This window comes from Roseibium sp. AWQ4_254 (assembly GCF_056161025.1).
Map to the genome: position 1 here is coordinate 1 of NZ_JBSWYH010000050.1, position 20,922 is coordinate 20,922.

Annotated in this window: 20 protein-coding genes and 1 tRNA gene; 19 read left to right on the plus strand and 2 right to left on the minus strand. The window is 60.8% G+C overall.

All coding sequences use genetic code 11. The annotated features are described in order from the left end of the window. Window positions 1-87: 87 nt before the first annotated feature. Together ACXAIC_RS23575 and ACXAIC_RS23580 are read right to left on the minus strand one after the other, a co-directional pair. Complete coding sequence (locus ACXAIC_RS23575) at window positions 88-642, minus strand: hypothetical protein (protein WP_475186556.1); 555 nt, start codon at window positions 640-642, stop codon at window positions 88-90. Window positions 643-860: 218 nt separating this feature from the next. Continuing rightward, window positions 861-950 (minus strand) — tRNA-Ser (locus tag ACXAIC_RS23580). Window positions 951-1,637: 687 nt separating this feature from the next. Between ACXAIC_RS23580 and ACXAIC_RS23585 the strand changes: the two genes are divergently transcribed. The 19 genes from ACXAIC_RS23585 to fdhF all read left to right on the plus strand — a co-directional run bounded on the left by ACXAIC_RS23585 (window position 1,638) and on the right by fdhF (window position 20,825). Then, the gene (locus ACXAIC_RS23585) at window positions 1,638-2,294 is read left to right on the plus strand and encodes a 50S ribosomal protein L21 (RefSeq protein ID WP_475186611.1); all 657 of its coding nucleotides are present in this window, start codon (window positions 1,638-1,640) and stop codon (window positions 2,292-2,294) included. A 54-nt stretch (window positions 2,295-2,348) separates the two neighbouring features. Then, on the plus strand, window positions 2,349-2,618 hold the full coding sequence (rpmA, locus tag ACXAIC_RS23590; protein ID WP_055119650.1) for a 50S ribosomal protein L27: 270 nt from the start codon (window positions 2,349-2,351) through the stop codon (window positions 2,616-2,618). 138 nt (window positions 2,619-2,756) lie between these two features. Continuing rightward, window positions 2,757-3,362 carry a GNAT family N-acetyltransferase gene (locus tag ACXAIC_RS23595; protein WP_475186562.1) on the plus strand — a complete coding sequence of 202 codons (606 nt, stop codon included), beginning with the start codon at window positions 2,757-2,759 and terminating at the stop codon, window positions 3,360-3,362. Beyond that, the gene (locus ACXAIC_RS23600) at window positions 3,359-3,928 is read left to right on the plus strand and encodes a GNAT family N-acetyltransferase (RefSeq protein ID WP_475186566.1); all 570 of its coding nucleotides are present in this window, start codon (window positions 3,359-3,361) and stop codon (window positions 3,926-3,928) included. Before ACXAIC_RS23595 ends, ACXAIC_RS23600 begins: the two co-directional genes overlap by 4 nt. Beyond that, the gene (locus tag ACXAIC_RS23605; protein ID WP_475186569.1) at window positions 3,925-4,473 is read left to right on the plus strand and encodes a GNAT family N-acetyltransferase; all 549 of its coding nucleotides are present in this window, start codon (window positions 3,925-3,927) and stop codon (window positions 4,471-4,473) included. The genes ACXAIC_RS23600 and ACXAIC_RS23605 overlap by 4 nt, the downstream gene beginning before the upstream one ends. Next, window positions 4,466-5,011 (plus strand): GNAT family N-acetyltransferase, encoded by a 546-nt coding sequence (locus ACXAIC_RS23610; RefSeq protein WP_475186575.1) that lies wholly within the window; start codon window positions 4,466-4,468, stop codon window positions 5,009-5,011. The genes ACXAIC_RS23605 and ACXAIC_RS23610 overlap by 8 nt, the downstream gene beginning before the upstream one ends. Before the next feature lie 39 nt (window positions 5,012-5,050). Beyond that, window positions 5,051-6,097: a GTPase ObgE gene (obgE, locus tag ACXAIC_RS23615; RefSeq protein WP_475186578.1), complete on the plus strand. Its 1,047-nt coding sequence runs from the start codon at window positions 5,051-5,053 to the stop codon at window positions 6,095-6,097. Continuing rightward, the gene (gene proB, locus ACXAIC_RS23620) at window positions 6,097-7,233 is read left to right on the plus strand and encodes a glutamate 5-kinase (RefSeq protein ID WP_475186582.1); all 1,137 of its coding nucleotides are present in this window, start codon (window positions 6,097-6,099) and stop codon (window positions 7,231-7,233) included. Before obgE ends, proB begins: the two co-directional genes overlap by 1 nt. Before the next feature lie 110 nt (window positions 7,234-7,343). Beyond that, window positions 7,344-8,624 (plus strand): glutamate-5-semialdehyde dehydrogenase, encoded by a 1,281-nt coding sequence (locus tag ACXAIC_RS23625; RefSeq protein WP_475186614.1) that lies wholly within the window; start codon window positions 7,344-7,346, stop codon window positions 8,622-8,624. Beyond that, on the plus strand, window positions 8,621-9,256 hold the full coding sequence (locus ACXAIC_RS23630) for a nicotinate-nucleotide adenylyltransferase (RefSeq protein WP_475186586.1): 636 nt from the start codon (window positions 8,621-8,623) through the stop codon (window positions 9,254-9,256). Before ACXAIC_RS23625 ends, ACXAIC_RS23630 begins: the two co-directional genes overlap by 4 nt. Before the next feature lie 202 nt (window positions 9,257-9,458). Beyond that, window positions 9,459-9,869, plus strand: a complete 411-nt coding sequence (gene rsfS / locus ACXAIC_RS23635; RefSeq protein WP_475186590.1) for a ribosome silencing factor — start codon at window positions 9,459-9,461, stop codon at window positions 9,867-9,869. A gap of 107 nt (window positions 9,870-9,976) precedes the next feature. Further along, a complete protein-coding gene (gene rlmH / locus ACXAIC_RS23640; protein WP_475186593.1) occupies window positions 9,977-10,459 on the plus strand; it encodes a 23S rRNA (pseudouridine(1915)-N(3))-methyltransferase RlmH in 483 nt (160 codons plus the stop codon). A 166-nt stretch (window positions 10,460-10,625) separates the two neighbouring features. Continuing rightward, window positions 10,626-11,123: a GNAT family N-acetyltransferase gene (locus tag ACXAIC_RS23645; protein ID WP_475186618.1), complete on the plus strand. Its 498-nt coding sequence runs from the start codon at window positions 10,626-10,628 to the stop codon at window positions 11,121-11,123. 412 nt (window positions 11,124-11,535) lie between these two features. Beyond that, the gene (locus ACXAIC_RS23650; RefSeq protein ID WP_475186597.1) at window positions 11,536-12,927 is read left to right on the plus strand and encodes a murein hydrolase activator EnvC family protein; all 1,392 of its coding nucleotides are present in this window, start codon (window positions 11,536-11,538) and stop codon (window positions 12,925-12,927) included. After that, window positions 12,924-14,255 carry a S41 family peptidase gene (locus ACXAIC_RS23655; RefSeq protein WP_475186599.1) on the plus strand — a complete coding sequence of 444 codons (1,332 nt, stop codon included), beginning with the start codon at window positions 12,924-12,926 and terminating at the stop codon, window positions 14,253-14,255. The genes ACXAIC_RS23650 and ACXAIC_RS23655 overlap by 4 nt, the downstream gene beginning before the upstream one ends. Window positions 14,256-14,370: 115 nt before the next feature. Then, window positions 14,371-15,516, plus strand: a complete 1,146-nt coding sequence (locus ACXAIC_RS23660) for a divergent polysaccharide deacetylase family protein (RefSeq protein WP_475186600.1) — start codon at window positions 14,371-14,373, stop codon at window positions 15,514-15,516. A gap of 32 nt (window positions 15,517-15,548) precedes the next feature. Then, on the plus strand, window positions 15,549-16,079 hold the full coding sequence (locus ACXAIC_RS23665; protein WP_475186602.1) for an RNA pyrophosphohydrolase: 531 nt from the start codon (window positions 15,549-15,551) through the stop codon (window positions 16,077-16,079). 304 nt (window positions 16,080-16,383) lie between these two features. Then, the gene (locus ACXAIC_RS23670) at window positions 16,384-18,060 is read left to right on the plus strand and encodes an NAD(P)H-dependent oxidoreductase subunit E (protein WP_475186604.1); all 1,677 of its coding nucleotides are present in this window, start codon (window positions 16,384-16,386) and stop codon (window positions 18,058-18,060) included. Beyond that, window positions 18,057-20,825 (plus strand): formate dehydrogenase subunit alpha, encoded by a 2,769-nt coding sequence (fdhF, locus tag ACXAIC_RS23675; protein WP_475186608.1) that lies wholly within the window; start codon window positions 18,057-18,059, stop codon window positions 20,823-20,825. The genes ACXAIC_RS23670 and fdhF overlap by 4 nt, the downstream gene beginning before the upstream one ends. Window positions 20,826-20,922 lie beyond the last annotated feature (97 nt).

Genomic DNA, 20,922 nt, shown 5'->3' on the forward strand with positions numbered 1-20,922 from the left:
CTCATTAAGGGCCCTTAAATGTCCATTTAATTAAGCGGACACTTAACGCACCAAATCGAAAAGCGGCAGGTCGGGTTCAACGGACGCTCACACTTCATTCGAGTATTTGCTGCAAAGGACTCGGATTGAGCAGCTCCCGCCCAAAGGGCCGAGGTAAGTTTCGAAGGCTTGGCCGGCAAAATATGGATCAACGATGAAAACTTCATTTTGCGCACCCAATATGATTTCCTTGAGCTCACGTAGGAAGTCGTACTGCTGCTGAGAGCTATAAACTTGGCACAAATCCTCGTGACCATCTAATTCCAGCTCCAGCTTTATTTCCTCTGCCGTCGCCAGTATTAGCTGACGGAACGGTTCTCTCACGATCGAGCAGAATTGAACGGAGGTCTGTCTTTGGGATTGGAAAGCAACCTTGTGTAGGATACCCACTCGCGACAATAGCGCACCAATACGGGCAATCCATCTTTGGGTTGCAGAACTCGCGTCAGCCACATACTTGTCGCCGAAATCGGGCGCTGTCTCGAACTCATGCATGAGCTTTATCAGAAAGACTTGCTTCTCTGCTGGGCCATCACCTTCGAGTTTCTTTTGGAGTCGATCCAGGTTGTCATTCATCGCAATGCTTGCCTTGGTTGATACCATGACGCGATTCTGCCGGAATTGCACAGTAGCAATTCTCTCGGCATCTCTCACGGCTGTGGCTTGAAATGGCGCGAACCAGACGGCTCCGAAAATTCAGTGGGGTATGCAAGACCTTGCGTGTTGTTTCTATGTTGTCACGGGAAACGGCAATGCACGCAATAGGTGTATAATTACCCTAAGCCTATCAACATATTTTGCTGAATAAAATCATAAGTTTATGGCGGAGAGAGGGGGATTCGAACCCCCGGAACGCTTGCGCGCTCAACGGTTTTCGAGACCGCCCCGTTCAACCACTCCGGCACCTCTCCGCGGTCCTTGCGACAAAAACGGGTCTCAAGTGGCGCGGACCATAGACACACTCTTTGAGAGCCGCAAGTCCCGATTTGCATTCTTCACCGGGATTGCAGGTTTTGCCGTCCCGGCGGCCAGACGGCGCCCAGAAACCGGGTGGAATCCGCATAGAAACCGCGCAAAAGACCGTCCTGACCGGTGGGCGGACCAGCCCTCTGCCTGGTGTGGTGGTGTTGACATACGCCTGATTTGTACAGCGCGCGCCGTAGCGGATTTCAGTTCCGAACACAAAAAAAGAAACATAGACTTGCCAGTCATCCTCATGTCTTTGAAGTTCGTTCTGAACGCGCAGGACAATGAGACGACCTTCAGATCAGGGTGACGAGTGAAAGCGTGTGCAGAGAAGTCCTGATCCGGGGGGGGGCTCCCGAGCCTTGCCGGACCGGGGGGCAGAATTCCGTTTGACAAAGAAGGCTGGCTGGCTATAGTGCGCGGGCTCGAAAAGGTTTGGCTTTCTCGGGCTTTCTTAGTCGATCAAGGCCTGGCGGGCTTTTCAAGCTTCTTGCAACCCGACACAAAGATCTTCCTGGCGGATGGAAATCCGGCAAGGGCAGGCGCCTCAGTTCGATCTGAAAACAGCCGGAAGGCAGGCCATGGGGGCTGTGTCCGGCATGTTCAAAAACGAAAAGAAGGACGTGCGCGACATGTTCGCTGTAATCAAAACCGGTGGCAAACAATATACTGTTGCCGCAGACGACCTGCTCAGGGTCGAAAAACTCGACGCCGAAGCCGGCAGCACCGTCACCTTTGATGAGGTTCTGATGGTCGGCAACGGCACCGACACCACCGTTGGCGCTCCGACCGTTGAAGGGGCGAGCGTGGTTGCGGAAGTGGTCGATCAGGGCCGCGGCCGCAAGATCATCATTTTCAAGAAGCGCCGGCGTCAGAACTCCCGCCGCCGCAACGGCCACCGTCAGTCCTTCACCCTTGTCAAGGTGACCGACATCCTGACCGGCGGTGCCAAGCCGGCCAAGACGGCAGCGCCGAAAAAGGCTGCGCCGAAGGCTGAAGAAGCTGAAAAAGCCCCTGCTGCAAAAGCCGCAGCAAAGGCTGAGGAAAAAGAAGAGGCCGCTGTCGAGCCGCTCTTCACCGCACCGGACACGAAGGATGATCTGAAAAAGATCTCCGGCGTCGGCCCGGTCCTTGAGAAGAAACTGAACGCTCTGGGTATCATGACCTATGAGCAGATCATCAACTTCTCTGCGGAAGACATCGCCCGCGTTGACGAGGTCCTGAACTTCAAGGGCCGCATCGAGCGCGACAACTGGGTTGAACAGGCCAAGGAACTGGCTGGCAACTAAGCCGCCGTTTCAGGACTGTTGATTTAAGAATTCGAAGAACGAGGAGTTCTCACGATGGCACACAAGAAGGCAGGCGGTTCATCCCGCAACGGCCGCGACTCAGCTGGCCGCCGTCTCGGCATCAAGAAATATGGTGGCGAAGCCGTGATTCCGGGCAACATCATCGCACGTCAACGGGGCACGCAGTGGCATCCGGGCACCGGCGTGGGCATGGGCAAGGATCACACCATTTTCGCGACCGTGGAAGGCAAGGTTCAGTTTAAGGCAGCGGCCAACAAACGAACCCTCATTAATGTGGTCCCGGTAGCGGAAGCTGCGGAGTAAAGCCGACGTGAAGTTTCGAAGCGCCGGCGTCCCTCAGACCCCGGCATTTCGAGACAGGTCAGCAATCAAGACCAGTCGAAGATGCAAGGGAGAGATGGGACGCCATCTCTCCCTTGATGTGTTTGGCTGGAGGATAAGATGGTTGTTGAAAGTGACGGTTTATTAGACGAGAGCAGTTTGACAGCGGCCCCGTTGCCGCAGGAAGCGGTTCGTGTGCGCCTTGATCGGCTGCGCAGGGACGATCTGGCCGATCTGGTGTTTTTGGCCAATAACAAGAAGGTGGCGGCAAACCTGTCGACCATGCCTCACCCGTTCTCCGCCCAGGACGGCCGGGAGGTGATTGCCAAGGCTGACCTTCACAAACCCCATTCCGCGATGTTTGCGATCCGGCTGAAAAGCACGGGCCGGCTCATGGGCATTGCCCGCTACGCCCGGCTGGAACTGGATGGGACGGTTCATGTGGGCTACTGGCTGGGCGAACCGTTCTGGGGGCAGGGATTTGCGACGGAAGCGGTGCATGCGCTGGTCGACCACGCCTTTACCTATCACGATATTGATGAATTGCAGGGCTCCTGCAGGGTCACCAACCCGGCCTCGCGCCGGGTTCTGGTGAAATCCGGTTTTCAGTTCCGGGACCAGTCGATGATCCGGTCTCTTGGGGCCGGCGGCTCCGTTCCTATCGAGCGCTACACGCTGGAACGGGCGGTTTGGTCGTCGCTGAAAGACTGGGGGCAGGGCCGATGATCACGCAGCCGGAGTTGAAAACGCGGCGCCTGCTGCTGCGGCCGCTGGAAAGCCGGGACGCCCCCGCGCTGGCAGATCTGGGCGGCCGGGATTTTGAAATCGCCCGTTGGCTGACGGGCACCTCCTGGCCTTATATGGACGGGGAGGCGGAGGCCTTTGTCAGCACGGTTGTCGGCACCGATCCACTCCTGACCGAGGCGGTGTTTGTGGTCACCCTTGGAGGGGTCTTTATCGGCATCGTGGCGGTGGAAGCGCCCGGGGATCTGGACGACTTGCCGGACCTGCCAACCCTTGGCTACTGGATCGGCCGCCCTTTTCAGGGACATGGCTATGCCAGCGAAGCGGTGGAGACTGTGCTCGGCTGGGCGTTTGACGCTTATGGCACCGATGCGATCGCCGCACGAGCCTTTGAGGACAACACCCGCTCCCGCGGCCTGTTACGCAAAATGGGCTTCAAGCCCTACAGCATGACGGAACGTTTTGCCAAAGCCCTTGACCGGAAGGTCTCCAACGTGGTGGTCCGTCTGGATCGGGCGGATTTTGAAGCCCGGAGGGAACCGGTATGAGCTTGCCCGTGCTTCAGACAAAACGCCTGACCCTTCGTCCTGTTGCGCAAACGGATCTGCCGGGGATCACGGAACGGATTGGGGATTTTGACGTGGCCAGGATGCTCTCCATGGTGCCGCATCCTTACGGGCTGGCCGATGCGCAGGACTGGTTTGCCAGAACCTCCGCCATGGAGCCTGACGGTCAGCGCGCCTTTGCCATTGATGCGGGCGAAGGATGTGCCGGGGTGGTCTCTTTCAGCTCGTCCAAGCCGGTGCCGGACCTCGGCTATTGGCTGGGCAAGCCCTTCTGGGGCAAGGGCTATATGAGCGAAGCGGCCCGCGAGGCCCTGCGTTGGCTGTTTTCGGCAACCGCTACGCAAGAGGTTGCAAGCGGGGCGCTGTGCGAAAATCCTGCCTCTCTTGCGGTCTTGCGGAAACTCGGTTTTGCATCGGAAAAGCCTTACACCATCCGGGTCCGGTCCCGGGGCGAAGAGCTGCCCGGGATCAGGTTGAGCCTCAGCCGGAGCCGGTTTGAAAACCTTCAGGGAGAGGGGCATGGGTGAGCAGGTGATCCGCACAGAACGCTTGGTGCTGCGCAAACCGTCGATGGCAGATCTTGAGCGATGCGCGGAGCTTTTGGGCGACTATGAGGTGTCCAGGATGCTGTCCCGTGTGCCCTATCCGTATGACAGGGAGGCGGGCCGGGCCAAGTTGCAGCGGGCGGCGGAGCGTTGGGCTGACTGGCGCGCGGCTGAGGAACTGGGATTTCAGATTGACCATAAGGGCGAAATGATCGGCTCTTTCAGCTTCAAGGCGTTGCAGGGCACCCCGGAGATCGGCTATTGGCTTGGGCGGGCTTATTGGGGCAAGGGCTTCATGAGCGAGGCTGTTGCGGCAGCGGTCGCCTGGCTGTTTGAAAAGACGGGCCACACGCGCGTTGCCTGCGAGGCTATGACCGACAATCGGGCCTCCCTGAGCGTGGCGGAAAAAATCGGCTTTCAGAAAGTGGCCGATGTTGGCTGCGACAGCCTTTCACGGGGTGGGGCCGTGCCGGCGGTCCGTTTGGAACTTTCCCGGGACGCGTTTTTGACTGGCCGCTGACCCAAGGGTCGGGCCTGACAACAGGACAAGAGAAGAACAATGAAATTCCTTGATCAGGCCAAGATCTATGTGCGCTCCGGCAATGGCGGTGCGGGCTGCGTATCCTTCCGGCGCGAGAAATACATTGAATATGGCGGCCCTGACGGCGGCGATGGCGGCAAGGGCGGTGACGTGATCGTCGAATGTGTCGACGGCCTCAACACGCTGATCGACTACCGCTACCAGCAGCATTTCAAGGCGGAGACCGGCATTCACGGCATGGGCCGCAACCGCACAGGGGCCCATGGTAAGGATGTGGTGCTGCAAGTGCCCATCGGCACGCAGATTCTGGAAGAGGACAACGAAACGCTGATTGCGGATCTGACCGAACTTGGCCAGAGGGTGCTGCTCCTGAAAGGCGGCAATGGCGGCTTCGGCAACGCCCATTTCAAGTCTTCGGTCAATCAGGCGCCGCGCCGGGCCAATCCGGGTCTTGAGGGCGCGGAAAAATGGATCTGGCTGCGGTTGAAGCTGATTGCCGATGCCGGTCTGGTCGGTCTGCCCAACGCGGGCAAGTCCACATTCCTGTCCAAGGTCTCGGCTGCCAAGCCGAAAATTGCCGACTATCCATTTACCACCTTGCACCCCAATCTCGGCATCGTCCAGATTGACGGGAACAGCTTTGCCATGGCCGATATCCCAGGCCTCATCGAAGGGGCTCATGAGGGCACGGGTCTCGGCGACCGGTTCCTGGGCCATGTTGAGCGGACCCGGGTGCTGCTGCATCTGGTCGACGGGTCCGGTGTGGAAGATCCGGGCGAGGCCTACAAGGTGGTGCGCGGCGAACTGGAAGCCTATGGCGGCGGGCTTGTCGACAAGCCGGAAATTGTCGCCCTGTCCAAATGTGACGCCCTGACCGAGGACCTGATTGCGGAGCAGGCGGCCAGCCTGGAAGCGGCCTGCGGTCAGAAGCCCCTGATCCTGTCTTCCACCAGCGGATTGAATGTGGACCGGGCGCTGCGCATGATCATGCGGGCTATCGACCGGGACAAGGAAGAGGCGGCCAATCAGGTGCCAGCCCCCGAACAGGAGGGGTGGCACCCCTGATGTCCGCACCCGCCGCCCACCACCTCAAAGCGCACAAGCGCATCGTCATCAAGATTGGGTCTGCCCTGCTGGTGGAAGCCGGCGAGCTGCGGCGTGGCTGGCTGGAGGCGCTGGTTGCGGATGTGGTGGCTCTGTCGGACGGCGGGGCCGACATGCTGATCGTCTCCTCCGGCTCCATTGCCCTTGGCCGGGGCATGCTGGGCCTGCCCAAGGGGCCTTTGAAGCTTGAGGAAAGCCAGGCCTCAGCGGCGGCCGGGCAGATCGCGCTCGCCCAGGCCTATGCGGAGGCGCTGGGGCGCCACGGCAAACGGGCCGGGCAGATCCTGCTGACGCTCGGGGATACGGAAGAACGGCGGCGTTATCTGAATGCGCGGGCCACCATCGGCACATTGTTGAAGATGGGGGCGGTACCGATCATCAATGAAAACGATTCTGTTGCCACATCCGAAATCCGCTATGGCGACAATGACCGGCTGGCTGCCCGGGTGGCCACCATGGCAAGCGCCGATTGCCTTGTGCTTCTGTCGGATATTGACGGGCTCTATACGGCTCCGCCGGCAGAAGACCCGGAGGCGGTGTTCTTGCCGCATGTGCCGCGCATCACGGCAGAGATCGAGGCCATGGCGGGCAGTGCCGGATCGGAGTTGTCACGCGGGGGCATGAAGACCAAGATCGATGCGGGCAAGATCGCAACGGCGGCGGGCACCTCCATGGTGATCACCTCCGGCAAGGAACTGCACCCGCTGCGGCGGCTGGATGAGGGCGCGCGCGGCACCTGGTTTCCGGCACAGGCGACACCCGCCAGCGCGCGCAAGGCCTGGATTGGCGGCCATCTGGAGCCGCGCGGTGACATCCGCCTGGATGAGGGCGCAGTCAGCGCCATGAAATCGGGCAAGAGCCTGCTGCCCGCCGGGGTCACAGCAGTGTCCGGCCAGTTCTCCCGGGGCGACGCGGTCATCTTGCGCGATCCGGAAGGCGGCATTCTAGGCCGGGGCCTGATTGCCTATGATGCGGATGAGGCACGGCTGATCGCAGGGCGCAACAGCCGGGAGATCGAGGCCATTGTCGGCTATCCGGGCCGGGCGGAAATGATCCACCGGGACGATCTGGTGCTGGACCTGCCGGTTCTGGACTGAAGGATTGGGAAAAGGCAGACGGAACTTGAGGATGCCTTTTGCACATGATCGCGTTACAACGCGGCAAGACCTGCGGTTGCGAGGAGCCGCAATTTGGGGAGTTGACAGAGATGCTGGACAAGGTTGGAACCGGGGCGACCGGAGATCTGATGGCGGAAATCGGCCAGCGTGCCCGGGCGGCCGGGCGGGTTCTGGCAACTGCGCCAGCCGAGGTCAAAAACCGGGCGCTTCAGGAAATGGCCAAGGCGGTGCGCGCCGCGACGCCGAAGATCCTGAAGGAAAACCGGGAAGATGTCGCCGCCATGACTGCCAACGGCCAGACAGCAGCCTATCTGGACCGGGGCTGCTTGAGCGAAGAGCGGATCGAAGCCATTGCGCGGGCGCTGGAAGACATCGTGGCGCTGGCCGATCCGGTTGGCAGTGTGATCGCGGCCTGGGAGCGGCCGAACGGGTTGAGGATCGAACGGGTGCGCACGCCGCTTGGGGTGATCGGCGTCATCTATGAAAGCCGCCCGAATGTGACGGCGGATGCCGGGGCTCTGTGCCTGAAGGCGGGCAATGCGGTGGTGCTGCGCGGCGGATCGGACACCATCCGCTCCAACCGGGCCATCCATGCGGCCTTGCAGGAAGGCTTGGCCGCCGCAGGACTGCCCGAAGACGCAATCCAGATCGTGCCGGTGACCGACCGGGCGGCTGTCGGCGAGATGCTGACCGGCCTTGGGGGAACTCTGGACGTGATTGTGCCCAGAGGTGGCAAGAGCCTGGTGGAGCGGGTGCAAAGGGACGCGCGCGTGCCGGTCTTCGCCCATCTGGAGGGGCTGGTGCATATCTTTGTCGACCGGGGGGCGGATCTGGCGCGCTCGGTCGAGATCGTGGTCAATTCGAAATTGCGGCGCACCGGCATTTGCGGCGCGCTGGAGACCCTTCTGGTTGATGAGGCTGTCGCGGCAAGCCACCTGCCGGCGATTGCGGCGACCCTTCAAGAAAAGGGCTGCGAGATCCGTGGTTGCGAAACGGTGCTCAGCCTTTGCAGCAATGTGATCCCGGCGACGGAAGCGGACTGGTCCACCGAATATCTCGACAAGATCCTGTCGGTGAAGGTGGTGTCCGGACTGGACGCGGCCATGGCGCATATCGCGCAGTATGGGTCGAGCCATACCGATTGCATCCTGAGCGATGATCAGCACGCGGCAGACCGGTTTCTGGCGGAGGTCGATTCCGCCATTGTGCTGCACAACGCCTCCACCCAGTTTGCCGATGGCGGGGAATTCGGCATGGGGGCGGAAATTGGCATTGCCACCGGGCGCATGCATGCGCGTGGGCCGGTCGGAGTTGAACAGCTGACGAGCTTCAAATACAAGGTCCACGGAGCGGGTCAGACACGCCCATGAGCCCCTTGAGCCTGGGGGCGGAGCTCAACCGCGACTGGTTGAAGCTGCCCCATGCCGAACCGGGCAACCGTATCGGTCTGTTTGGCGGGTCCTTCAACCCGCCCCATTCCGGCCACCGCCTGGTGGCCGCAACCGTGCTGAAGCGTCTCGGTCTCGATCAGGTCTGGTGGCTGGTCACTCCGGGCAACCCGCTCAAGAGCCATGCGGATCTGGCACCGCTGGAAATGCGCCTTCATATGGCGGGTGCCATGGCAAATCACCCACGCATGAAAGTTACCGCGTATGAGACCGTTCTGGGCACGCCCTATACGGCGCGCACGGTCATGGCCTTGCGGGCTATGCGCCCGGCCGTGCGATTCGTTTGGGTGATGGGCGCGGACAACCTGGCTGGCTTCCACCGCTGGCAGGATTGGCGCGCAATCGTCGGCTCCGTGCCGATCGCCATTGTCGACAGACCGGGCGCGTCCCTGTCGGTCCTGTCGTCGCCCATGGCCAAAGTCTTTGAAAATTATAGGCTTCCCGAAGAAGACGCCCCTCTTTTGCCCGATATGGAGCCTCCGGTCTGGACGTTTTTGCACACGCCTCTTGATCAAACCTCCTCAACGGATTTGCGGAACGGGCGCGGCGCGTAGGTGGCAAAACTGCCAAGGAAAATACCTTGTCTTGAAAATGCCAAACGGGAAGCGGTATTATAAGGACGGTCGCGGCACTCGCGGCCGAGGTACGGTCAACCGGTCCTGCATCCAAAACGGGTGACGTTTCAACCGGCCAATCTGGTTCGTGACGACGTTGGCAGCAGGACGGCACAAACGGCGAAAGGCACTACACCTGACCATGACCTTTGAAAGCGGGCGGACTGAATTGTCCAACCCCCTGCAGGCTACCGTAAGCGCTGATCTTGCGGCAGGCCTCCTCGATACGGTTCTGAGCAGTCTTGATGATTCCAAAGCTGAGGACCTGGTTACTCTCGACATTGCCGGTAAAAGTTCCCTTGCGGATCACATGGTGATTGTGTCCGGGCGGTCCCATCGTCATGTGGGCGCCATTGCGGATCACTTGCTCAAAGATCTGAAAGCGGCTGGGGCCGGCTCGGCGACGGTGGAAGGACAAGCCACCTGTGACTGGGTTCTGATCGATGCAGGCGATGTCATCGTTCATATTTTCCGTCCGGAAGTTCGCGGGTTCTACAATCTGGAAAAGATGTGGGCTCCGGAGACGGACGAGGCGCCGCAATATATCGGCTGATCCGGCCTGACAGGCTTTGCTTTCGGGATCTGTCCTGAAAGCAGGTCTGCGCCGGGGCTGCACAACAAGCGGACACGAAAGGCCGGATCCGCTCCGGCAGGGACTTCATGCGCTTCACACTCTCCTGCATCGGCAAGATGAAATCCGGTGCGGACAAGGACCTTCTGGACCGCTATCTGGACCGTGCGCGCAAAACCGGCCGCAGTCTTGGGGTCACAGGTCTGCTCCTGACCGAACTTCCCGAAAGCCGTGCGCAGCGCGCGGAGGACCGCAAGGCGGAAGAGGCGCGGGCGCTGGTGACCGCTTTGCCTGCAGGCAGCCGTCTGGTGGTTCTGGACGAAAACGGCCGCAACCTGACCAGCCCGCAGTTCAGCCGCAAGCTGGAAGACTGGAAGGACCAGGGCACGCCCGATGTGGTCTTTGCCATTGGCGGGGCGGATGGCCATGGGCCGGAGCTGCTCGCCCGGGCAGATCTGATCCTGGCCCTGGGCGCCATGACCTGGCCCCATCAGATCGCCCGTATCCTGCTGGCCGAACAGATCTACCGGGCCATGACCATCCAGTCCGGGCATCCCTATCACCGGGTATGACCAGTCTTAAAAACTCTTGCAGCGCGTCACGTTTCTGCGGATGTGCTGCTTTCGCGGCGTGACTTCAGAAAGGTCAACGCAAAGACACTATGGCCCCAAACCTGAGGGCCATGGCATTTTCCTGAAACCCAATCCTGTGTCCCGGCCAGGAAACATAGGTGTGATGATGATACCGACCCTTGAAACCGAGCGCTTTTTGCTGCGTCCCATGACGCTGGAAGACTGGCCGGATTATGCCGCGCTGATGGGCTCGCAACGGGCGCAGTATATGGGCGGGCCCATGGATGATACGGCCGCCTGGGGCATGTTCTGCAATGATGTGGCGCTCTGGACCCTTTGTGGCCATGGCGCGCTGATGATTGAGGACCGCACCACCGGTGTGTGCCTGGGGCAGATTGGCATCAATCACGGTCCGCTTTTTCCCGAAAAGGAAATCGGCTGGTTTGTTTATGACCATGGCGAAGGTCTGGGCGCGGCTTTTGAAGCCGCGCAGGCGATGAGAGATTGGGCCTTTGGGACGCTGGGTCTGTCCACCCTGGTCAGCTATATGGACCCGGAGAACAAGCGCTCGCGCAGGCTGGCCGAACGGCTGGGGGCCGTGCTTGACCCCGGTGCGCCGCGCCCTGATCCGCAGGATCTTGTATTCCGCCATCCGGCCCCATGAGAACAGCAATGGGGGCGCGCTGGATGCCCCGGCCTTCGGCAAGGGTGGCTGGGGACAAGCGTGTGAAAGAACCGGAATCGGCTGAAATTTACGGTCATAACCGGTTCAAAATACCGGCAAAACGTGTTTCTGCCCGTATCTCGCCGTATTCCGGCCGTATCGAAGGAGGCTGATCAATAGGTCCTGTGCCGGAAACGGGATGGCATCGTAAAGTTGATCGCTTTTAAAGGGACCAGGCATCTTTGTGCGTTCAAAAGGCCGCACGATGCTTTAGAAGGGTGAGGCGGCTTCCTGGAGAAGCCGTGGCTGCGAGGCGGGAGCCGGATTAACAGAACGGTCACTTGAGTAAACGCTTCATTTACGCAAGATGTCGTATCGCAGAAAGACATAAACCTTTGGGAGCTTAGGCAATTTGAAACCGGATCGCAGCAAGGCCGTGCATCCAGGGCGTGGGAAATGGCATGGATATGTGCCGTTTGTCGGCCTTGTGCTTGTCTGTCTTGCGATGGCTCCGGGGCTGGTGGCTGCCAGCGAAAGCCTGGATGAGCGCACGAATGCTGCTGCGCCCGACAGCGCGCAAATCAACAAGGTTCTGGATCGCAAGAAAAAGCGCGAGGCGGAACTTGCGGCCCTGTCAAAGGATATCGAAGTCTCCTCGGACCGGCAGCAGGCGATTGCCCGGGAAATCCAGGCGCTTGACCGGGACCGGGAAACCCTGAATTCGAAGATCATCGGGACCTCGGACCGGATCAAGGGGCTTGAAACCCAGTTGACCGACACGGAGCGCCGCCTGACAAGCCTGGGGGAGAACGAGGACGCTGTGCGCCTGTCGCTGATTTCCCGCCGGGATGTGCTGTCGGAAGTGCTGGCAGCGCTGCAGCGTATCGGCAAGCGCCCGCCGCCAGCCCTTGCGATCCGGCCCAGCGACGCGCTGTCTGCCGTGCGCAGTGCGATTCTTCTCAATGCGGTCATGCCGGAATTGAAGGTGGAAACGGAAGCGCTCGCCGCCGATCTTGCGGAATTGCAGCGCTTGAAAGCCGTGATCGATACGGAAAAACAGCGTCTTCGCGGAGATGCCTTGCGATTGGCTGAGGAAAAGTCCCGCCTGGAGCTTCTCTTGAGGGCCAAAAGGCAGGAACATCAAAAGTCAGTGAAGGTGCTGGAACAGGAGAAACGGCGCTCGGCGCAATTGGCGGCCCAGGCCGGCTCGCTTCAGGAGCTGATTTCTAATCTGGAAGCGGAAATTGCCAGCGCCCGGGACGCGGCGGAAAAATCCCGGCAGGCGGCGTTGACTGCAAAGCGGAACGCTTCGCGGGACTTCGACCCTTTCGCCGACCCGGGGCGGCTGGCGCCGGCGATCACTTTTGAAGAGGCAAAAGGCCGGCTGCCCCGGCCAGTTGCCGGAACCCTGATGACGGATTTCGGGCAGAATGACGAATTTGGCGGTTTGACGGAAGGTCAATCTATCGCCACAAGACCCGGATCTAATGTAACATCGCCCGCTGATGGCTGGGTTGTCTATTCAGGGCCGTTCCGCTCGTTCGGTCAGCTCTTGATCCTGAATACCGGCGACGGCTACCATGTGCTCCTCGCCGGGCTGGATCGGATCGATGTGGAATTGGGGCAGTTTGTTTTGACCGGGGAACCGGTCGGTGTAATGGGTGCGACCCAATGGGCAAGCGCATCGACAATTGGCTTGGGCTCGACCCAGCCGATCCTATATGTTGAATTTCGGAAGGACGGCCGTGCGATCGATCCTACCCCCTGGTGGGCGCGCACAGAAGAAGAAAAGGCTCGCGGATGATACGGAAAGCTTCCTTGCTGCTGGTGGGTGCCCTCATGGGGGCCGCGGCTATCACGACCATATCCCAGATGCAGCTGAACGTGCCCGCTGCTGCCAATGCGGCCGCAACTGACACCTATCGGCAACTGAACCTGTTCGGTGACGTGTTTGAGCGCGTGCGCTCCGACTACGTGGAAGTGCCTGATGATGCCCAGCTGATCGAAAGCGCCATCAATGGCATGCTGACATCGCTGGACCCGCATTCCAGCTACATGTCGCCGAAAAGCTTCCGCGACATGCAGGTGCAGACACGCGGTGAATTTGGCGGCCTCGGCATTGAGGTCACCATGGAAGACGGCCTGGTGAAGGTGGTCTCGCCGATCGATGACACGCCAGCGGCCAAGGCAGGCGTTATGGCCGGGGACCTGATCACCTACATTGACGGCGAACAGGTTCAGGGTCTGACCCTGAATGAAGCGGTCGAGAAAATGCGCGGCCCGGTCAATACTGACATTGTGGTCACCATCCGCCGCGAAGGGCGGGCCGAGCCGCTCGATATCACCATCACACGCGACATTATCCGCATCCGCTCCGTGCGCTGGCGCGAAGAAGGCGATGATGTCGGCTATATCCGCGTGACCCAGTTCAACGAACAGACCTTCGACGGCCTGAAGAAAGGCATTGAGGAAATCACCAGCAAACTTGGTGAGGACAATGTCAAAGGCTACGTCATTGATCTGCGGAACAATCCGGGCGGTCTGCTGGATCAGGCGATTGCCGTGTCCGACGCATTCCTCAACCGGGGCGAGATCGTTTCCACCCGTGGCCGTGAGGCCGACGAGACCCAGCGTTACAACGCGCGGGCAGGGGACCTGACCGATGGCAAGCCGGTGATCGTTCTGGTCAATGGCGGCTCGGCATCGGCGTCGGAAATCGTGGCCGGTGCGCTGCAGGATCACCGCCGGGCCACCATCCTCGGCACCCGGTCCTTCGGCAAGGGGTCCGTTCAGACGATCATTCCGCTCGGCGCGAATGGAGCGATCCGTCTGACAACGGCCCGCTACTACACGCCGTCCGGCACCTCTATCCAGGCCAAAGGCATCGTGCCCGACATCGAAGCCCTGCAGGATCTTCCCGAAGAGCTTGTGGGCCGGGTCGATACCAAGGGCGAAGCGGGCCTGCGCGGGCATCTGGAAGCAGATGGGGAAGAGCAGTCCGGCAGCCAGGCCTACGTGCCGCCGGATCCGAAGGACGACACCCAGCTGAACCTGGCCCTTGACCTTCTGCGGGGCGTTCAGGTGAACAGCGCCTTCCCGCCGGTCTCCGACAGCGCGGCCGTCAAAAACTGATCATTATCTTTCAGCTGCGCGCCGGGTTGTGGTGCGCAGCGGTCCTGTCTCGTTCTGCGTATTCCAATAACAATGATGCGGCTGGCACCGTGCCGGTCAAAAGGCTCAGGACGACATGTCGAGAGAAGATCTCACAGCTCCCCTAGGAATGGGCAAACGGCGGCTGGTCAGGCTGCCCTTCGGTCTAATCGGGGCCGGTGTCCTGAGTGTCTTTGTCACGACTACTCTGATCTGGATCATGGTGGTGGAGGACCCGCTGGGCGGCGAGCCTGTGGCGGTCATTCCCCTTGATACGATTGTTGAAGGGGTGACCTCGCAGGACATTGAGGTTGTCGAAATCCGACCGGGCCTTGGCGGGGATCTGGGCCCGAGCCTGAGGCAGAAGTCGGCCGAAGACCTGATGGGCCCCCGCTATGAGATGATCCAGAGGCCGGATGGGCTGGGCAGTGATGCCCCGGTCACGAGCCTGTCGATCAATCCGGACACACGGGTCAGCGAACGCTCAAGCTATGGTTTCCTTCCGAAAATCAGCGATGCGGGTGTGCGGCCTCTTGATGCCTATTCCCGTCCAGTGGTGCGTGAATTCACATCGATTCCGAAAATCGCCGTCATTTTGAACGGTCTGGGGCTGAGTGAAGCCGGAACCCTGAATGCGATCGATACCTTGCCGGCAGATGTCACCTTCGCGATGGCCCCTTACGGGGAAGACCTTGACCAGTGGATGCAGCAGGCCCGTACCCGCGGCCACGAGCTTTTGTTGCAATTGCCGCTGGAGCCGTTTGATTTTCCTGACAATGACCCGGGCCCGCAGACGCTTCTGGTCAGCTTGAAGCCGGATGAGATGCTTGACCGTCTGGCCTTCCTGCTCACCCGGATGACGAATTATGTCGGCACCATTCCGGAAATGGGCGCCCGGTTCACCTCCACCAAACCGTCGATTCAGTACCTTCTGGAAAAGCTCAAGTCGCGGGGGCTGATGTTTGTCGACAACGGCACATCGTCCCGCAGTTTGTCCGCGGAAACTGCGGCCGATCTGCGTGTCCCTTTTTCCGGGGTTGATGTGGTTCTGGATGAAGTGCCCCGGGATGACAGCATCGACGCCAAACTGCTGCAGCTTGAAAGCATTGCGCGGTCAAAGGGCGTCGCGGTTGCCTCGGGCTCGGCGCTTCCGGTTACCGTGCGCCAGCTGGAAAAATGGGTGCGGGATCTGGAAGAGCGTGGACTGCAACTGGTGCCGGTCAGCGCAACCATTGACCGGTAAATCTTGGAATTGAGTATCAGACAGGTGTTTTTGTGACAAAGCGTGCACTTGGACCAGGCTTTCCCTCCCCAGAAGACGGACTTCCCTACCGGCCCTGTGTCGGCATCATGTTGATCAATCATGACGGCAAGGTCTGGATCGGCAGCCGCGATGATGGCGGAAGCTCTTCGAACTATGACTACGCCTGGCAGATGCCCCAGGGCGGCATCGACAAGGGGGAAGTCCCTGAAGCAGCCGCCCGCAGGGAACTTTACGAAGAGACCTCGATCCGCTCGGTGACGCTTCTTGAAGAGGCGCCGGAATGGTTTGCCTATGATTATCCGCCTGAGGTGGTCGAGAAGAGCCGGAAGGGCAAATACCGGGGGCAGGCCCAACGCTGGGTAGCCTACCGCTTTGACGGATCGGAAGAGGAAATCAACATCCTGACGCCGCCAGACGGTCACTCAGCGGAATTCAGCGCCTGGCGCTGGGAAGATGCGGCGCGGTTGCCCGAGCTGATCGTGCCGTTCAAACGTCCCGTCTATGAACGTGTCGTGGCTGCCTTTTCGCACCTGACCGCCTGACACCGTCTTGCTCGGCAGTGATGAGGTCCTGGAGCTGTCCGCCGGGCGGTAAGCGATGCGTCATCCCCAATGCGTCAGCTTTTGGAGGTCCGTTGTCGTTTTTCAAACAGACAGCCCCTTTTTGCGCCGCTAGCATCCAGAGCCAACTATCAAGGTAAGCCTCACCGCAAGCCGGTGGCGCCCGCCTGCCAGGAGCGAATGAGAGCCGGCTCTGGCGCCTTTGAGCGGACCGTGTTGAACCGGATTGACCCTGTCGGGACGCGAAACGCTCAAAAAGCCGGGTCCGGAGTGTGGGAGAAACGCAATGTCTTTCGGCAAGGGGCTTTCGCGGAAGCCGTCCCAGCCAAAAGGGCGGCAATTGGACGAAGCGGCCCTGCGTGAGGTTCAGGCACTCTTGGGGGCAGAGCCCCGCCGTAGAGACCTGCTCATTGAGCATCTTCATAAGATCCAGGACGCGCATGGATGCCTTCAGGCCCGGCATTTGCGGGCGCTCGCTGAAGAGATGCGCCTGTCCCAGGCCGAGGTCTATGAGGTTGCGAGCTTCTATCACCATTTCGACATCGTGCGCGAAGGCGAGCCGGAACCGGCTCCGCTGACGGTCCGGGTCTGCGACAGCATCGCGTGTGCGCTCAAAGGCACCGACGCGCTGGCAACTGCGCTCAAGGATGGGGTCGACCCGGCCAAGGTCCGCATTCAGAAAGTGCCCTGTATCGGGCGTTGCGCCGGAGCCCCGGCCGTGCAGGTCGGCAAGCGGGCGGTGGACGGCGCCAGCGAGTTGTCCGTGCGCGCGGCCCTCTTTGAAGGCGCTCATACCCCGGTGCTGCCCGGCTATATCCATCTGGAGGGCTACCGGGCGGCGGGGGGCTATCGGCTTCTGGAACGGGTACGGGCCGGGCATTTTGATGCGGCCACCATTGCCGACAAGGCCCTGGAAGCAGGCCTGCGAGGCTTGGGCGGTGCTGGATTTCCGACGGGTACGAAATGGAAGATCGTCAAGGATCTGCCGGGGCCGAAATATGTCACCGTCAATGGCGACGAAGGCGAGCCTGGCACGTTCAAGGACCGGGAGCATCTGGAACGCGACCCGCACCGGCTGCTGGAAGGCGCGCTGATTGCCGCCCACGCGATCGGTGCCGCGCGGATCTATATCTATATGCGCGATGAATATCCGGCCGTCCTTGAAATCCTCGCCCGGGAGATCGCAGCCCTCCAGGACGCAGGTCTTGTGACAGAGATCGGCATCGAACTGCGCCGCGGCGCGGGCGCTTATATTTGCGGCGAAGAAAGCGCGATGATCGAATCCATCGAGGGCAAGCGCGGCCTGCCGCGCCACCGGCCGCCTTTCATTGCCCAGGTAGGGCTGTTCGGCCGTCCGACCCTCAACCACAATGTGGAAACCCTGTTCTGGATCCGTGACATCCTGGAAAAGGGCCCGGACTGGTTCGCAGATCAGGGGCGGCGGGGCCACAAGGGGTTCAGATCCTTTTCTGTCTCCGGGCGGGTGAAAGAGCCGGGCGTGAAACTGGCTCCCGCCGGCATCACCATGAACGAGCTTCTGGACGAATTCTGCGGCGGTATGGAGGACGGGCATATATTCAAGGCCTATCTCCCGGGCGGCGCGTCGGGCGGCATATTGCCGGCCTCTCTGGCCGACGTGCCCTTGGATTTCGGCACGCTTGACAAACATGGCTGTTTCATCGGCAGCCACGCCATTGTTGTGTTTTCGGATCAGGATGACATGCGCGAAGTTGCCCTCAATCTGATGCGTTTCTTCAAACATGAAAGCTGCGGCCAGTGCACGCCCTGCCGCTCGGGCACGGAGAAGATGGAGCAGCTTCTGGGGGAGGGCAGCTGGGATAGCAGCAAGATCGGTGATCTTGATGCGGTCATGCGCTCGGCGTCCATCTGCGGCCTCGGGCAGGCGGCCAGCAACCCGGTCATGTCGGTGCTCAGGTTTTTCCAGGAGGAGCTGAAAAGATGAGCCGGATTCCTTTCACTCTCGACGGAAGGGATGTGACAGCCGAAGAGGGCGAAACCCTCTGGCAGGTGGCCAAGCGTGAAGGCGTTGCCATTCCACATCTGTGCCACAAGGATGCGCCCGGCTACCGCTCCGACGGCAATTGCCGGGCCTGCATGGTGGATATCGAAGGCGAGCGCACACTGGCGGCGTCCTGTATCCGCCTCCCGTCAGAGGGCATGGTCGTCAACACGGCAACCGAGCGGGCTTCCAAGGCCAGGGAAATGGTGTTCGAGCTGCTGGCGGCCGATCAGCCGGACCGGGACAGTCATCCGGACCCGGACAGCGATTTCTGGGCGTGGTCTGAGGCGGTCGGCGTGACCGGCAGCCGGTTCGCGCCGTGTGAAAAACCGGTTCAGGACATCTCCCACCCGGCCATTGCGGTCAATCTGGAAGCCTGTATCGCCTGCAACCTGTGTGAGCGCGCCTGCCGGGACGTGCAGGTTAATGATGTGATCGGCATGGCAGGCCGGGGCGCCCGTACGGTTCCGGTCTTTGATCTGGCCGACCCGATGGGCCTGTCCACCTGTGTGGCCTGCGGCGAATGTGTGTCTGCCTGCCCAACGGGGGCCTTGATGGAAAAGAGCCTCCTGGACACGGCGGGCAAGGTTCGTGAGGTCTTTCCGAAAGAGACGGTCGACAGTGTCTGCCCCTTTTGCGGCGTCGGCTGCCTGACCTCCGTTTCTGTTGAAGACGGCAAGATCGTCAAGGTGGATGGCCGCGACGGCCCGGCCAATGAAAACCGCCTGTGCGTGAAAGGCCGCTTCGGCTTCGACTATGTCTCTAGTCCACAACGGTTGACCAAGCCACTAATCCGCCGGGACGATGCGCCAAAGGGCAGGGATGTGTCCATGACCCTGGAGGACCATCTGGACTATTTCCGGGAAGCAACCTGGGACGAAGCGCTGGACCGGGCAGCCGCCGGTCTGAAGGCAAGTTTCGATGCCAAGGGTGGGGCAGGCATAGCCGGATTCGGGTCCGCGAAAGGCTCTAACGAGGAAGCTTATCTTTTCCAGAAGCTGATCCGCCAGGGCTTTCAGACCAACAATGTCGACCACTGTACCCGGCTCTGCCATGCGTCTTCCGTGGCAGCTCTGATGGAGGGCATAGGCTCGGGCGCGGTGACGGCACCGTTCAATGCGGCGGAAGATGCTGATTGCATGATCGTGATTGGGGCCCGGCCGGAACAGAACCATCCGGTCGCGGCAACCTATATCAAGCAGGCGGCCCAGAACGGCACCAAGCTGATTGTCATGGATCCGCGCGGGCAAGGGCTGATGCGCCATGCCGATTACGGCCTGATCTTCAAGCCGGGCACGGACGTGGCCATGCTGAATGCGATCCTCAATGTGATCATCACTGAGGGGCTGTATGACAGCCAGTATATTGCGGCCCATGTGGACGGTTTTGATGCGCTGAAAGACAAGATCCGGGAGTTCACGCCGGAGGCCATGGAGCCGGTCTGCGGCATTTCCGCAGGCACGTTGCGCGAGGTGGCCCGGCTTTACGCCTCCAGTGCCCGGTCGATCATCTTCTGGGGCATGGGCGTCTCTCAGCATGTCCATGGAACGGACAATGTCCGCTGCCTCATTGCCATGGCGCTCACCACTGGCCAGATCGGCCGCACGGGCACCGGCTTGCATCCGCTCAGGGGGCAGAACAACGTTCAGGGAGCCTCTGATGCGGGGCTGATCCCCATGGTCTTTCCTGACTACCGCTCCGTGGAAAGCGCCGATATCCGGGCCGAATTCGAAGATGCCTGGGGCCGGACGCTTGACCCGGTGCGCGGCCTGACGGTGGTGGAGATCATGGATGATATTCTGGCTGGCGGCATCGAGGCGATGTTTGTCCAGGGTGAGAATCCAGCCATGTCCGATCCGGACCAGGCCCATGCCCGCCAAGCGCTTGCCTCACTCAAACATCTGGTGGTTCAGGACATCTTCCTGACCGAAACCGCCTGGCATGCGGATGTCATCCTGCCAGCTTCCGCCCACGCGGAAAAGCTCGGCACCTATACCAACACCAACCGGCAGGTCCAGATTGGCCGGCCCTGCGTGCCGATGCCGGGCGAGGCCCGGGCCGACTGGCAGATTCTGATTGCCCTTGCCAACCGTCTGGGCCTGGACTGGTCCTATGGCGGCGTTCCCGAGATCTACGAGGAAATGCGTCAGCATATGCCCTCGCTCGACAATATCTCCTGGGACCGGCTGGAGCGCGACGGCACGGTGACCTATCCGGCCGATGCCCCGGACAAGCCGGGCAACGAGATCCTGTTTGGAGAGGCATTCCCCACTGAAGACGGGCGGGGCAAGATCGTGCCCACGGATCTTGTGCCGCCAAGTGAATTGCCAGACAGTGATTTCCCGCTGGTGCTGACCACGGGCCGTATGCTGGAACACTGGCACACCGGCGCCATGACCCGGCGGGCCACCGTTCTGGATGCGCTTGAGCCGGAGCCGGTCGTCTCCATGAACCCACGCGATATCAAGCTTGCGGGTCTGCATTCCGGACAGAAGGTGACAGTGGAGACCCGCCGGGGCGCCATCACCTTGACCTTGCGGGCAGACCGGGACGTGTCGACGGGCATGCTATTCATCCCGTTCTGCTTCTTCGAAGCTCCTGCGAATTTCCTGACCAATCCGCAGCTGGATCCATTCGGCAAGATCCCCGAGTTCAAATTCTGCGCGGCCCGTATCCGCGCGGCGGCTACGCAAGTGGCTGCGGAATAGCGTTTGATACATAGCGTAATTCCGGCGGCCACTCTCCTGAGCCTATGATGCGGGGTCGTAGCACACGCCCCAAGAGGCATAAAAGGAGAGTGACCAT

Bases quoted from the DNA above. Each gene is read 5' to 3' on its own strand.
- ACXAIC_RS23575 (WP_475186556.1), bottom strand. From the start codon at position 642: ATGGTATCAACCAAGGCAAGCATTGCGATGAATGACAACCTGGATCGA.
- ACXAIC_RS23585 (WP_475186611.1), top strand. From the start codon at position 1,638: ATGTTCGCTGTAATCAAAACCGGTGGCAAACAATATACTGTTGCCGCA.
- rpmA (WP_055119650.1), top strand. From the start codon at position 2,349: ATGGCACACAAGAAGGCAGGCGGTTCATCCCGCAACGGCCGCGACTCA.
- ACXAIC_RS23595 (WP_475186562.1), top strand. From the start codon at position 2,757: ATGGTTGTTGAAAGTGACGGTTTATTAGACGAGAGCAGTTTGACAGCG.
- ACXAIC_RS23600 (WP_475186566.1), top strand. From the start codon at position 3,359: ATGATCACGCAGCCGGAGTTGAAAACGCGGCGCCTGCTGCTGCGGCCG.
- ACXAIC_RS23605 (WP_475186569.1), top strand. From the start codon at position 3,925: ATGAGCTTGCCCGTGCTTCAGACAAAACGCCTGACCCTTCGTCCTGTT.
- ACXAIC_RS23610 (WP_475186575.1), top strand. From the start codon at position 4,466: ATGGGTGAGCAGGTGATCCGCACAGAACGCTTGGTGCTGCGCAAACCG.
- obgE (WP_475186578.1), top strand. From the start codon at position 5,051: ATGAAATTCCTTGATCAGGCCAAGATCTATGTGCGCTCCGGCAATGGC.
- proB (WP_475186582.1), top strand. From the start codon at position 6,097: ATGTCCGCACCCGCCGCCCACCACCTCAAAGCGCACAAGCGCATCGTC.
- ACXAIC_RS23625 (WP_475186614.1), top strand. From the start codon at position 7,344: ATGCTGGACAAGGTTGGAACCGGGGCGACCGGAGATCTGATGGCGGAA.
- ACXAIC_RS23630 (WP_475186586.1), top strand. From the start codon at position 8,621: ATGAGCCCCTTGAGCCTGGGGGCGGAGCTCAACCGCGACTGGTTGAAG.
- rsfS (WP_475186590.1), top strand. From the start codon at position 9,459: ATGACCTTTGAAAGCGGGCGGACTGAATTGTCCAACCCCCTGCAGGCT.
- rlmH (WP_475186593.1), top strand. From the start codon at position 9,977: ATGCGCTTCACACTCTCCTGCATCGGCAAGATGAAATCCGGTGCGGAC.
- ACXAIC_RS23645 (WP_475186618.1), top strand. From the start codon at position 10,626: ATGATACCGACCCTTGAAACCGAGCGCTTTTTGCTGCGTCCCATGACG.
- ACXAIC_RS23655 (WP_475186599.1), top strand. From the start codon at position 12,924: ATGATACGGAAAGCTTCCTTGCTGCTGGTGGGTGCCCTCATGGGGGCC.
- ACXAIC_RS23660 (WP_475186600.1), top strand. From the start codon at position 14,371: ATGTCGAGAGAAGATCTCACAGCTCCCCTAGGAATGGGCAAACGGCGG.
- ACXAIC_RS23670 (WP_475186604.1), top strand. From the start codon at position 16,384: ATGTCTTTCGGCAAGGGGCTTTCGCGGAAGCCGTCCCAGCCAAAAGGG.
- fdhF (WP_475186608.1), top strand. From the start codon at position 18,057: ATGAGCCGGATTCCTTTCACTCTCGACGGAAGGGATGTGACAGCCGAA.